The following is a 12,916-nucleotide window of genomic DNA, read 5'->3' on the forward strand; positions in this document are numbered from 1 at the left end:
TTGGGCGATTGGTCAAGTGCGGCAACGGTGTTGTCGCACTTTTGTAATTTCAGGGCTTATGGAGGTGTATGGGCAATTAAGAAAGACATGCTCATCAATGAGAGTATTCGAGAAAAAGAGGTTCGGGCGATCGATTCCGACGGCAGCCAGCTGGGCGTTCTCCCCACCCGTCAGGTGTTGGAGATGGCGTACAGCCGCGATCTGGACTTGGTCATGATCTCCCCGACGGCACAGCCGCCGGTCTGCAAGATCATGGACTACGGCAAGTACCGCTTTGAACAGTCCAAGCGGGACAAAGAGGCCAAAAAGAAGCAGAAAATCGTCGAAATCAAAGAAGTTCGCATGTCTTTGAACATCGATACCCACGATCTGGAGACCAAGATCGGCCAGGCGAACAAGTTTTTGGGCCAGGGCAACAAGGTCAAAGTGTCCATCCGTTTCCGGGGGCGCGAGATGGCCCACAAAAGCCTGGGCGTCGAACTGATGAACCGCTTTATTGAGCTCATCGGCGACGAGGCCGTGGTCGACAAACCGTCCAAGATGGAAGGGCGCAGCATGGTCGCCTTTCTGTCCCCCAAGCCCGTGAAGTAACATTTTAAGGAGGAGCATATAAGATGCCGAAGCTGAAGACGCACACCGGTGCCAAAAAACGCTTTAAGCTGACCAAAAACGGAAAGGTGAAGCGGGGTCACGCCTACAAGTCCCACATCCTGACCAAGAAGGACACCAAGAGAAAACGCGGCCTGCGCAAAGCGGCTTACGCCGACAAGACCAACGTAGAGGCCATCAAGAAACTGCTGCCCTACGCCTAAATAGAGGCCGGAATTTTTGAAGGAAACCTAGGAGGTATAAGGATATGGCTCGTATTAAGAGAGCGACCATGACGCACAAGAGAAGAAAAAAGGTTCTGAAGCTGGCCAAGGGCTACTACGGCGCCAAGAGCAAGCTGTTTAAAACCGCCAAACAGGCCGTGATGAAGTCCGGCCAGTACGCCTACATCGGCCGCAAGCAGAAAAAGCGCGACTTCCGCAGACTGTGGATCACCCGCATCTCCGCCGGCTGCAAGGCCAACGGCATGAACTACTCCACCTTTATCAACGGCCTGAAAAAGGCCGACATCTCCCTCAACCGCAAAATGCTGTCGGAGATCGCCATCCATGACGCCGCCGCCTTCACCGCCCTGTGCGAAAAGGCCAAGGCCGCTCTGTAAAGGGGCGTAATATGCGCATCTGCCGCCCGGTCAAGCCATTTGACCGGGCGGTTTTCGTACCGCCGCGGGCGGCAAAAGGAGGAAACTGCTGTGTCAGAACACATCACCAGCCGGGACAATCCCCGCGTCAAGGCGATCTGCCGCCTGCGCTCGTCGGCCAAGGCCCGGCGGGAGGCGGGTCTCTTTCTCTGCGAGGGGGCCCGCCTCTGCGCCGAGGCCGCCGCCTCCGGCGCGGTGGAGAGCGCCTTTTTCACCGAAGAGGCCCGCACCCGCTGGCCCGACGTGGTCGCCGCCCTCGAGGAGGCGGCCCGATCGGCCTTCTGTGTCAGCGATAGGGTGATGGCCAAAATCAGCGGGGTCGAAAGCCCCCAGGGGGTGCTCGCCGCCTGCCGGGCGGGGCTGGTCCACCGCCGGCTGGGCCCCATCGACCCCGGCGGCCACTATCTCCTTCTAGACGGGGTGGCCGACCCGGGCAACCTGGGCACCATCGTCCGCAGCGGCTGCGCCTTCTCGGTCACCGGCATCATCGCCGGGGAGGGCGGGGCCGACTTCCTGGGCGACAAGGTGGTGCGGGGGGCCATGGGCGCCATCTTCAAGGTGCCGCTGACGGTGGTCCCCGACCTGGCCGAGGCGGTGGGGGAACTGCAGGCCGCCGGGCTCCCCGTCTACGGCTCCGCCCTCCACCGGGAGAGCGTGCCGGTGGGGCAGATTGACTGGAAGTCCCCCTGCGCCCTGGTGGTGGGCAACGAGGGGGCGGGCATCTCCCCCCAGGTGGCCCAGCGGTGCGACAAACTGGTGGAGATCCCCATGGCGCCCGGCTGCGAATCCCTCAACGCCGGGGTGGCAGCCTCCCTCTTCCTGTGGGAGATGGCCCGTTGAATCCGGCCCTCTGGCTCTACCGGGGGCTGGGCCCGGCCAATCCCCGGCTAAAGGCGGCGCTGGCGCATTTTGGCTCCCCCGAAGCCGTCTGGCAGCGGGGGCGGGAGGACGGCTTTTTCACCGCGCGGGAGCGGGCGCGCCTCTTCTCCCGTGACCCGGCGGACGAGCCGCCCTTTTCCCGCCGGGCCCTCTGCTGGGGCGGGGAGGACTACCCCGCCCGGCTGTCGGCGCTGACCGACCCGCCGGGCTTTCTCCTCTGCGAGGGGGATCCGGCGGCCCTTGCGGGCCCGGCGGTGACGGTGGCCGGGTCCCGCACCCCCGACGCCTACGGCGCCGACTGCGCCCGCGCCTTTGGCAGGGCCCTGGCCCAGGGGGGCGCGGCGGTGGTGGCCGGGGTGGCCTACGGGGTGGACCAGGCCGCGCTGGAGGGGGCCCTCTCCGCCGGGGGAAGGGCGGTGGCCGTCCTCCCGGCGGGGTTTGGCCATCTGACCCCCGCCGGCTGCCGGGACCTCTGCGAACGGATCGCCCGCGCCGGGGGCGCGGTGGTGAGCGAACACCCCGACGACTGCCCGGTCACCCGCCAGGCCTACCACCAGAGGGCCCGGCTCCTGGCGGCGCTGGGGGACCGGCTCTTTGTCCCCCAGTGCGCCCAGAAGAGCGGCGCCCATCTGGCGGCCGCCGCTGCCCGGTCCCTGCAAAAACCGGTCTACGCCCTGCCGGGGGATGTTCGCACCCCCTTTGCCGCCGGTTTTTGGCGGCTGTTGCAGGAAGGGGGACAGGTCTGCGTATATCCCCACCAGTTGCTGGACCATCCTCAAGGAGAGCCGGCCACCCCGCCGCCCCCGCCGAGAGAGGTGCCGGCCGGCCCGGCCGGGGCGATCCTCGCCCTGCTGCACGCGGGCCCCGCCCCCCTCGAGGGGATATTGGCCGGGGTGCAGGCCCCGCCCCCGGCGGTGCTGGCGGCACTTTCAAAGCTGGAACTGGCCGGGCAGATCGCCCGGGGGGTGGACGGGCGCTACCGGAGGGTGCTATAATGAAGTATTCGCGGCGAGGGCCGTGTGAAACCCACTCGAAAAACGAGGAGTGAATGGATTGTCGAAACTGGTTATAGTGGAATCGCCTGCCAAGGCAAAGACCATTAAAAAATATCTGGGCCGGGGCTACAGCGTCGTGGCCTCCATGGGCCATGTGCGCGACCTGCCCAAAACCAAAATGGGGGTGGACTTCGAGCACGACTTTGCCCCCCAATACATCAACATCAAGGGCAAGGGCAAGCTGATCAACGAGCTGAAGGCCGCCGCCAAAAAGAGCGACAAGGTCTACCTGGCCAGCGACCCCGACCGGGAGGGGGAGGCCATCTCCTGGCACCTGGCGCAGATTTTGGGCCTGGATGTGAGCGAGCCCAACCGAGTCTCCTTCAACGAGATCACCAAGACCGGCATCCAAAACGGGATGAAGGCCCCCCGCACCATCGACATGGACCTCTTCAACGCCCAGCAGGCCCGGCGCATCCTCGACCGCATCGTCGGCTACAAGCTGAGCCCCTTTCTCTGGCGCAAGGTCCGCAAGGGCCTCTCCGCCGGCCGCGTCCAGTCGGTAGCGGTGCGGCTGATCGTCGACCGGGAGAAGGAGATCCGCGCCTTTGTCCCCACCGAGTACTGGAGCGTGGAGGCCCGCCACCGGGTCGAGGGCTCGCAGGCCGCCTTTTCCTCCAAGCTGGTGGGCAAGGGCGGCAAAAAGATCGAGATCCCCGACGAGGCGGCCGCCCAGGCCATCTACCAGGACATTGCCGGCAGGGAATTCGTCATCGACTCCATCAAAAAGGGCAGCCGCAAGCGCAACCCCTCGCCCCCCTTCACCACCTCCACCATGCAGCAGGAGGCCTCGCGCAAACTGGGCTTTCAGTCCCGGCGCACCATGCAGGCCGCCCAGCAGCTCTACGAGGGCATTGAGATCGAGGGGATGGGGGCCGTCGGCCTCATCACCTACATGAGGACCGACTCTCTGCGCATCTCCAAGGACGCCCAGGACGAGGCTACCGCCTTCATTGAAAAGCAGTACGGGAAGGACTACCTCCCCGAAAAGCCCCGGGCCTACTCGGCCCGCAAGGGGGCCAACACCCAGGACGCCCACGAGGCCATCCGCCCCACCATGCCCTCCCTGACCCCCATGCAGATCAAGGACTCCCTGAGCCCCGACCAGTACCGGCTCTACAGCCTCATCTGGAAGCGGTTCATCGCCAGCCAGATGGCCTCCTCCCTGCTGGACACGGTGACGGTCAACCTGCTGGTGGAGGGGTACAACTTCCGCGCCTCCGGCTTCACCGTCCGCTTCGACGGCTTCACCAAGGTCTACATCGAAGGGAAGGACACCGCCGAGGACGACGAGAAGTCCCTCCCCCCCATCCGCAAGGACTCGAAGATCCTCACCGACAAGATCGACTTGGGCCAGCACTTCACCGAGCCGCCCCCCCGCTACACCGAGGCCACCCTCATCAAGGCGATGGAGGAAAACGGCATCGGCCGCCCCAGCACCTACGCCCCCACCATCACCACCATTTTGGGCCGGGGCTATGTGGAGCGCCAGCAGAAGATGCTGGTCCCCACCAGTCTGGGGGAGGTGACCACCCAGCTGCTGGAAGAGCACTTTCAAAACATCGTCGACGTGAAGTTCACCGCGGGGATGGAGAGCAGCCTCGACGAGATCGAGGAGGGGAAGGCCGACTGGGTCAAGGTCCTGCACGCCTTTTACGGCGAGTTTGAGGAGACGCTGGACAGGGCGGAGAAGGCCATGGAGGGCACCCGCCTCAAGGTGCCCGACGAGGAGACCGACATCGTCTGCGAGCTCTGCGGACGCAAGATGGTCATCAAGACCGGCCGCTATGGCAAGTTTTTGGCCTGCCCCGGCTTCCCCGAGTGCAAAAACACCAAGGCCATCACCGTGGAGACCGGCGGGCTCTGCCCCCTCTGCGGCGGCAAGATGTTGGAGAAGAAATCCAAGCGGGGGCGGAAGTTCTACGGTTGCGAGCACAACCCCAGCTGCTCCTTTATGACCTGGGACCTGCCCATCCCCGAGACCTGCCCCAAGTGCGGCGCCACCCTCTTTAAAAAGACCGGGAGGGACGCCAAGATCTACTGCGCCAAAGAGGGCTGTGGCTACGAGCGGGAGGACCGGGCAGAATGATTCGGGTCATCGGCGCCGGACTGGCCGGCTGTGAGGCGGCCCTGCAGATCGCAGACGGGGGGGAGCGGGTGCTCCTCTGCGAGATGAAGCCGCAAAAATACACCCCCGCCCACCAGTACCCCGGCTTTGCCGAGCTCATCTGCTCCAACTCCCTGAAGGCCGAGCGGGTGGAGAGCGCCGCCGGGCTGCTCAAGGCCGAGATGCGGCTGCTGGGCTCGGTGGTCTGCCGGGCCGCCGACGAGACCCGGGTCCCCGCCGGGGGCGCCCTGGCGGTGGACCGGGTGCGGTTTTCCGATTTGATCACCGAGGCGGTGCGCCGCCACCCCAACATCGAGGTCGTGGAGGGGGAGGTCACCGCCATCGACCCGGATGAGTGGACCGTGGTCGCCTCGGGCCCCCTCACCTCCGACGCCCTGTCGGCGGCCATCGCCGATTTGATTGGGGAGGACTATCTCAGCTTTTACGACGCGGCGGCCCCCATCGTCACCGCCCAGTCCCTTGACCGGGACCGGGTCTTTGCCGCCGCCCGCTACGGCAGGGGGGATGCCGACTACCTCAACTGCCCCATGAACAAGGAGGAGTACGACGCCTTCATCGACGCCCTGGTGTCCGCCGAGCGGGCCCCCCTGCACGACTTTGAACAGGTGGGGGTCTACGAGGGCTGTATGCCGGTGGAGGTGATGGCCGCCCGCGGCCACGACACCCTGCGCTTTGGGCCGCTGCGGCCGGTGGGGCTGCGGGACCCGGCCACCGGCCACCGCCCCTGGGCGGTGGTGCAGCTGCGAAAAGAGGACGTGCAGGGCAGCCTCTACAACCTGGTGGGCTTTCAGACCAACCTCAAGTTCCCCGAGCAAAAGCGGGTGTTCTCGCTGATCCCCGGGCTGGAAAAGGCCGAATTCATGCGCTACGGGGTGATGCACCGCAACACCTTCCTCAACTCCCCCAAACTGCTGTGCCCCACCCTCTGCCTGCGGCGCCACCCCAAGGTCTTTTTTGCCGGGCAGATCACCGGCACCGAGGGCTATATCGAGAGCGCGGCCGGCGGCATCCTGGCGGGGAAAAACGCCCTTCGCGCCGCCCGGGGCCAGCCTCTGCTGGAACTGCCCCGCGACACCATGCTGGGGGCGCTGACCCACTATGTCAGCGACGGGGGGAACGCAGACTTTCAGCCCATGGGGGCCAACATGGGGGTGCTGCCCCCGCTGGAAAATCGCGTCCGCGGCAAGCAGGAGCGCTACGGCGCCCTGGCGGCCCGCGCCCTTTGCAGCCTGCGCGGCTATCTGCGGGCGGCGGGCGAGGCCGAGGCCACACAGAGCTAGAGACGGGAGGAATGGACCATGCGAATCATCTTTGACGCCATGGGCGGCGACAACGCCCCCGACGAGCCCCTCAAGGGGGCCCGGCTGGCCCGGGACGAATACGGGGTGGAGATCACCCTGGTGGGGGACGAGCCCCTGCTCACCGAGCGGGCGGCCGCCCTGTCGGTCGACCTGTCGGGGTTGGACATCCGCCACGCCCCCACCCAGATCTCCATGGAGGACGAGCCCACCGCCGTCTTGAAGGAGAAGGGCGACTGCTCCATGGCCGAGGGGCTGCGGATGCTCAAATCCGGCGAGGGGGACGCCTTTGTCTCCGCCGGGAACACCGGCGCCCTGGTGGTGGGGGCGACCATGATCGTCGGGCGGCTCAAGGGGATCAAGCGGGCGGCCCTCACCACCGTCATCCCCTCGGCCACCGGCGCCTACCTGCTGGCCGACGTGGGGGCCAACGCCGAGTGCCGCCCCGAGATGCTGGTGCAGTTCGGGGTGATGGGATCGGCCTACATGGAGAAGATCATGGGGATCGCCGCCCCCAAGGTGGGGATCGCCAACATCGGCACTGAACCCCACAAGGGCACCCCCTTGCAGCAGGAGACCTACCGGCTGATGCAGGGCGCGCCCCTGCACTTCATCGGCAACGCCGAGGCGCGGGACATCCCCTTCGGGGTGGCCGACGTGGTGGTCTGCGACGGTTTTACCGGCAACATCATCCTCAAACTCACCGAGGGGCTGGCCAAGATGATGGCGGGCGAGGTGAAAAAGGTGATGTTCAAAAGCCCCCTCACCAAGCTGGGCGCCCTGACCATGGCCGGGGGGATGAAGGGTTTTAAGGACAAGATGGACTACTCGAAGTACGGCGGGGCCCCCCTGTTGGGGCTAAAAGCGCCGGTGATCAAGGCCCACGGCAGTTCGGGGGCCGAGGCGTTTCAAAACGCCATCCGCCAGGCCAAGACCATGGTGGAAAACGGGGTGATCTCCACCATCGAGACCGCCCTGGGCGAGATGCGGCAGAAGGCCGCCGAAGGGGGCGAGCAGTAATGGAAAAACTGGAGCGGACCCTGCACTACAGCTTTCTCGACAAGCAGCTCATCGAGACGGCCCTCACCCACTCCTCCTTTGCCAACGAGCGGGGGCCCGGCGTGCAGTACAACGAGCGGCTGGAGTTTTTGGGGGACGCGGTCCTCTCCATCGTGGTGAGCGACTACATCTTCAAAAACCTCACCGACATGCCCGAGGGGGAGCTGACCCGGGTGCGGGCCACCCTGGTCTGCGAGAAGTCCCTCTGCGACCTGGCGCGGGCCATCCACCTGGGGGACTACCTGCGTCTGGGCCGGGGGGAGGACCTCTCCGGCGGCCGGGACCGGCCCTCCATCCTGGCCGACGCCTTTGAGGCGGTGATCGCCGCCATCTACCTGGACGGGGGGATGGAAGCGGCCTCCGCCTTCATCCTGCGCAACATGTCCTCCCTCCTCTCCAACCGCACCTACACCCCCTTTGTGGACTACAAGACCCGCCTGCAGGAGATCGTCCAGCAAAATCCCGAGGACCAGCTGGAATACCGCCTGGCGGGGGAGGAGGGGCCCGACCACGCCAAGATTTTCACCGTGCAGGTGATTTTGGACAACAACGTCTTCTCCACCGGCCGGGGCCGCAGCAAAAAGGCGGCCGAGCAGGATGCCGCCAAAGAGGCCTTGCGGCTGATGGGGGAAGAGTGAAACACGGCAACATCGGCATCTTCATCCCCCACCTGGGCTGTCCCCAGAGGTGCAGTTTCTGCAACCAAAACCGCATCTCCGGGGCCGCCCGGGCTCCCTCCCCGGAGGAGGTGGCCCGGCTGCTCGAAGGGGCGGTGCGCGCCCCCGGCTTTGACGGGGCGCACTGCGAGATCGCCTTTTTCGGGGGCAGTTTCACCGCCGTCGACCCGGCCTACCGGGAGGCGCTGCTGGACGTGGCCGAGCCCTTTGTCCGCCGGGGCCAGGCTGCGGGCATCCGCCTCTCCACCCGGCCCGATTGCCTGGACGGGCCGATGGCCCGCCACCTGGCCGCCCGCGGGGTCACTGCGGTGGAGCTGGGGGCCCAGTGCATGGACGACGGGGTGCTGGCGAAAAACCGGCGGGGCCACACGGCGGAGGATGTCCGCGCCGCCTGCCGGGCCGTCCGCGCCGCCGGGCTGGAACTGGGGCTGCAGATGATGACCGGCCTCCCTGGCGCCGACCGGGAGACCGACCGGCGCACTGCCGAGGCGTTTGTCGCCCTGGTCCCCGACACGGTGCGCATCTACCCCACCCTGGTGATGCGGGACACCGAACTCTGCGCGCTCTATGAAAAAGGCGCATACGCGCCCCTTTCGCTGGAAGAGGCGGTGGAACAGACCGCCGCGCTTCTGCGGCTTTTTGACAGCGCGCGCATCCGGGTCATCCGGGTGGGGCTGCACCCGGACGAGAGCCTGGCCAAGGGCTGGGTGGCGGGCCCCTTTCACCCGGCCTTTCGGGAACTCTGCGAGAGCAGGCGGTACGCCGCCCTGCTGGGCGAAGCGCTGGCCGGTCTCCCCGCCGGGGAGTACCGGCTGGGGGTGGCCCCGGGCCACGCCTCCAAGGCGGTGGGGCACCGGGGGGGAAACCGCCGGGCCCTGGCCGAGCGGGGGCAGCGCATCAAGGTATACGAAGACGGGGCGGTGGCGCCCTACACCATCCGGAGGATGTGAGAGTTTGTTTTTAAAGGCACTGGAAATTTACGGGTTCAAGTCCTTCCCGGACAAGACCCGGCTGGAATTTGACCACGGCTTCACCGCCGTGGTGGGGCCCAACGGCAGCGGCAAGAGCAACCTGTCCGACGCCATGCGCTGGGTGCTGGGCGAGCAGTCCAGCAAATCCCTGCGGGGGGCCAAGATGCAGGACGTCATCTTCGGCGGCACCCAGGCCCGCTCCCCCATGGGGTTTGCCCAGGTGGCCCTGGTCATCGACAACGCCGACGGGAAGCTGGCGGGCATGCAGGCCGAGGAGGTCACGGTGCTGCGCAAGCTCTACCGCTCGGGCGAGAGCGAGTACCGCATCAACGGCCAGGCCGTCCGCCTCAAGGATGTGCACGAGCTGTTCATGGACACCGGCCTGGGCAAGGACGGCTACTCCATCATCTCCCAGGGCAAAATTTCCGAAATCGTCAGCGCCAAGAGCGAACAGCGGCGGGAGATCTTTGAAGAGGCCGCCGGCATCGCCAAATACCGCTACAAGAAAAACGAGGCCGAGCGCAAGTTGGAGCGGGCCGAGGAAAACCTGCTGCGGCTGCGGGACATCCTGCAGGAGGTGGAGAGCCGCCTGGAGCCCCTGCGGGTGCAGAGCGAAAAGGCCAGCCAGTTTCTGCAGCTGGCCGGGGAGCGGCGGCAGCTGGAGGTCTCCCTCTGGGTCTACACCCTGGCCAAATCGCGGCAGCTGCTGCGCCAGCAGGAGGACAAGCTCCTCCTGGCCCAGCGGGACTTTGAGACCATGCAGCAGAAGATCGACGGCATGGACCAGAAAAATGAGGAGCTCTACCGGCAGATGAACCGCTGCGCCTCGGAAATCGAGGAGGTCAACGCCGACATCGCCGAGCTGGGCGCCCAGATCAACCAGAACGAGGCCAGCGTGCTGGTGCTGCAAAACGAGCAGAAGCACGCCGGCGAAGAGGTGGAGCGCCACCGGCGGGAGATGGAGGACCTGGCCCGCCGGGGGGAGGACATCGACCAGAAGATCGCCGACAAGCAGGCCCTCATCGAGAAGAGCCGCGCCCTGGCCGCCCAGCGGGAGCGGGAGATCGCCGAGCGGGAGGAGACCCTCTCCGGGCTGGTGGTGCAAAACTCCTCCACCCAGGAGCGGGTGGAGGAGCTGACGTCCGCCCTCTCGGGCTACTCGGTGGAGCTCAGCGAAATCAAGGTGCGGCTGCACGCCGGGGCCGACAATCGGGCCCGCTCCCAGGCCGTTTTACAGGACCTGGGGGAGAAGAGGAATCTCTTGACCGGCGAGGTGCAGAAGGCCGAGGCCGAAAGGAAAGAGGTCGCCCAGCAGCTCGAACAGGTGGTGGAACAGCTGACCTCCGCCCAGAACACCAAGGACGGCTACGCCCTCAAGTGGGAGAGCCGCCAGCAGCAGCACCGCCGGGCGAAAGAGGAGCTGGACCGCCTGCGGGCCGCCTGCACCGACGCCCAGAACAAGATGAAGGTCCTGCAGGACCTGAAGGACAACATGGAGGGCTTTGCCTACAGCGTCAAGAAGGTGACCCTCTCGGCCAAGGAGGGGAAGCTGCGGGGCATTTTGGGCCCGGTGGCCACCCTGCTCAAGGTCGAGCGCGCCTATGCCACCGCCATTGAGGTGGCCCTGGGGGCCGCCGCCCAGAACATCGTCTGCCAGGACGAGGGGGCGGCCAAGGCGGCCATCCAGTTTTTGAAACAGCAGCGGGGGGGCAGGGCCACCTTCCTCCCCCTGACGGTCATCCGCGGCCGCTCGCTCAGCGAGCGGGGACTGGACGACTGGGACGGCTACGTGGGGGTCGCCAGCGAGCTGGTGGACTGCGACGAGCGGCTGCGCCCCATCGCCGAAAATCTGTTGGGCCGCACAGCCGTGGTGGAGGATCTGGACACCGCCGTGGCCCTGGCCAAGGCCTTTGGCTACCGCTTCAAGGTGGTCACCCTCGACGGCCAGGTGGTCAACGCCGGGGGCAGTCTCACCGGCGGCTCCCTCTCCAAGACCACCGGCGTCTTCTCCCGCGAGAGCGAACTCACCGCCCTGCGGGAGGGGGCGGCCAAACAGCAGGCCCGCCTGGCCGAACTGACCGGGGAGGAGCGGGAGCTGCGGGAGGAGCTGGCCCGGCTGCAGGCGGTGATGGAGGGCGCCCAGAGCGAGCTCATCACCGCCGGGCAGGACAAGATCCGCTGCGAGGGCGAGCTGGCCCGCATCGGCCAGTACCTCGAGCAGGCGGGCAGCCAGTTGGAGGGGCTGGAGCGGGACGCCCTCGCCCAGCGCACCTACCTGGAGAAGTTGGAGGGGGAGATGGACGCCCTGCTCACCGAGCAGGAGCAGACCACCGCCCTCTACCAGAAACTCGACGGCGAGCTGGCCGCCCTTTCCACCTCCGCCAAGGCCTTTACCGACGCCCGGCAGGCCATCCTCGACGAGATCGCCGAGCAGAAGATGGAGATCGCCGGACTGCAGAAGGACACCCTGGTCTGGGGGGAGGAGATCATCTCCCTGCAGCAGACCAAGCTGGGCAGCAGCAAGCAGAGAGAGGAGATCCTCGCCCAGATCGAGGCGGCCAAGGCCCGCAGCGAGAAGATCGACCGGGACATCGCCGAGCTGGCCGAGCAAAACAGCGACCTCATGGGGCGGATCGCCGAGCGCCGCGCCGCCATCCACCAGATCTCCCAGCGCCGCCAGTCCCTGGAACAGGAGGCGGTGCAAAACCGCCAGGAACAAAAGTCCATCCAGTCCGACAAGGACGGGGTGGCCAGGGAGCTGGCCCGGCTGGAGGAGCGCAAGCAGACCATGCAGCAGGACTACGACAAGATCGTGGCCGACCTCTACGACCAGTATGAGCTGACCCGCAGCCAGGCCGAGCAGGAGGCCCGCCCCCTGGAGGACGAGGGGGAGGCCAAGCGCCGCCTGGCCTCCCTCAAGGGGAAGATGCGGGCCCTGGGCTCGGTCAACCTGGACGCCATCGAGGAGTACCGGGCCGAGAAGGAGCGGTTTTCCTTCATGAGCGCCCAGATCGCGGATGTGGAGGAGAGCAAGAACAGCCTGCACAAGCTGATCGCCGCCCTCACCAAGGAGATGATCGCCCGTTTTGAGGAGAACTTCTCCCAGATCAACCGCCACTTCAGCCGCATCTTCGTCGACCTCTTCGGCGGGGGGAAGGCGGCCCTCAGCCTCACCGACCCGGAAAACGTCCTCGAGTCGGGCATCGACATCCAGGTGGCCCCGCCGGGGAAGATCATCAACAACCTCCAATCCCTCTCCGGCGGCGAGCAGGCCTTTGTGGCCATCGCCATCTACTTCGCCATCCTCACCGTCCACCCGTCGCCCTTCTGCATCCTCGACGAGATCGAGGCCGCCCTGGACGACGTGAACGTCAACAAGTACGCCGCCTATCTGCGCACCATGTCGGGGGAGACCCAGTTCATCTGCATCACCCACCGCCGCGGCACCATGGAGGAGGCGGACGTCCTCTACGGCGTCACCATGCAGGAGGAGGGGGTCTCCAAGCTGCTGAAGCTGGACGTATCCGAGGTGGGGTCCGAATTTGTGAACTAGCCGGCGGCTTTTTCCCCGGGAAATACATACCATAAAAGGGGTGGGCA

At 66.3% G+C, this 12,916-nt stretch carries 11 protein-coding genes; all 11 read left to right on the top strand.

Going from position 1 to position 12,916, the window contains the following annotated elements:
• The first annotated feature begins 87 nt into the window (after positions 1–87).
• The 11 genes from infC to smc all read left to right on the top strand — a co-directional run bounded on the left by infC (position 88) and on the right by smc (position 12,869).
• Positions 88–591, top strand: a complete 504-nt coding sequence (gene infC, locus BN3266_RS08800) for a translation initiation factor IF-3 (RefSeq protein ID WP_021661507.1) — start codon at positions 88–90, stop codon at positions 589–591.
• A 23-nt stretch (positions 592–614) separates the two neighbouring features.
• On the top strand, positions 615–812 hold the full coding sequence (gene rpmI / locus BN3266_RS08805) for a 50S ribosomal protein L35 (RefSeq protein WP_021661506.1): 198 nt from the start codon (positions 615–617) through the stop codon (positions 810–812).
• Positions 813–856: 44 nt separating this feature from the next.
• A complete protein-coding gene (rplT, locus tag BN3266_RS08810) occupies positions 857–1,210 on the top strand; it encodes a 50S ribosomal protein L20 (RefSeq protein ID WP_021661505.1) in 354 nt (117 codons plus the stop codon).
• Between the two features lie 90 nt (positions 1,211–1,300).
• Positions 1,301–2,089 (top strand): TrmH family RNA methyltransferase, encoded by a 789-nt coding sequence (locus BN3266_RS08815; protein WP_059004864.1) that lies wholly within the window; start codon positions 1,301–1,303, stop codon positions 2,087–2,089.
• A complete protein-coding gene (locus BN3266_RS08820) occupies positions 2,086–3,123 on the top strand; it encodes a DNA-processing protein DprA (protein ID WP_059004865.1) in 1,038 nt (345 codons plus the stop codon). Before BN3266_RS08815 ends, BN3266_RS08820 begins: the two co-directional genes overlap by 4 nt.
• Positions 3,124–3,181: 58 nt before the next feature.
• A complete protein-coding gene (gene topA / locus BN3266_RS08825) occupies positions 3,182–5,272 on the top strand; it encodes a type I DNA topoisomerase (RefSeq protein WP_059004866.1) in 2,091 nt (696 codons plus the stop codon).
• On the top strand, positions 5,269–6,591 hold the full coding sequence (trmFO, locus tag BN3266_RS08830; protein ID WP_059004867.1) for a methylenetetrahydrofolate--tRNA-(uracil(54)-C(5))-methyltransferase (FADH(2)-oxidizing) TrmFO: 1,323 nt from the start codon (positions 5,269–5,271) through the stop codon (positions 6,589–6,591). Before topA ends, trmFO begins: the two co-directional genes overlap by 4 nt.
• An 18-nt stretch (positions 6,592–6,609) precedes the next feature.
• Positions 6,610–7,629 carry a phosphate acyltransferase PlsX gene (gene plsX, locus BN3266_RS08835; protein ID WP_059004868.1) on the top strand — a complete coding sequence of 340 codons (1,020 nt, stop codon included), beginning with the start codon at positions 6,610–6,612 and terminating at the stop codon, positions 7,627–7,629.
• Positions 7,629–8,306 carry a ribonuclease III gene (gene rnc, locus BN3266_RS08840; RefSeq protein WP_021659814.1) on the top strand — a complete coding sequence of 226 codons (678 nt, stop codon included), beginning with the start codon at positions 7,629–7,631 and terminating at the stop codon, positions 8,304–8,306. The genes plsX and rnc overlap by 1 nt, the downstream gene beginning before the upstream one ends.
• Complete coding sequence (locus BN3266_RS08845; RefSeq protein ID WP_059004869.1) at positions 8,303–9,295, top strand: elongator complex protein 3; 993 nt, start codon at positions 8,303–8,305, stop codon at positions 9,293–9,295. The genes rnc and BN3266_RS08845 overlap by 4 nt, the downstream gene beginning before the upstream one ends.
• 4 nt (positions 9,296–9,299) lie before the next feature.
• The gene (gene smc / locus BN3266_RS08850) at positions 9,300–12,869 is read left to right on the top strand and encodes a chromosome segregation protein SMC (protein ID WP_059004870.1); all 3,570 of its coding nucleotides are present in this window, start codon (positions 9,300–9,302) and stop codon (positions 12,867–12,869) included.
• Positions 12,870–12,916: the final 47 nt, after the last annotated feature.

The sequence above is a fragment of the Bittarella massiliensis (ex Durand et al. 2017) genome (assembly GCF_001486165.1).
GTDB lineage: Bacteria > Bacillota > Clostridia > Oscillospirales > Ruminococcaceae > Bittarella > Bittarella massiliensis.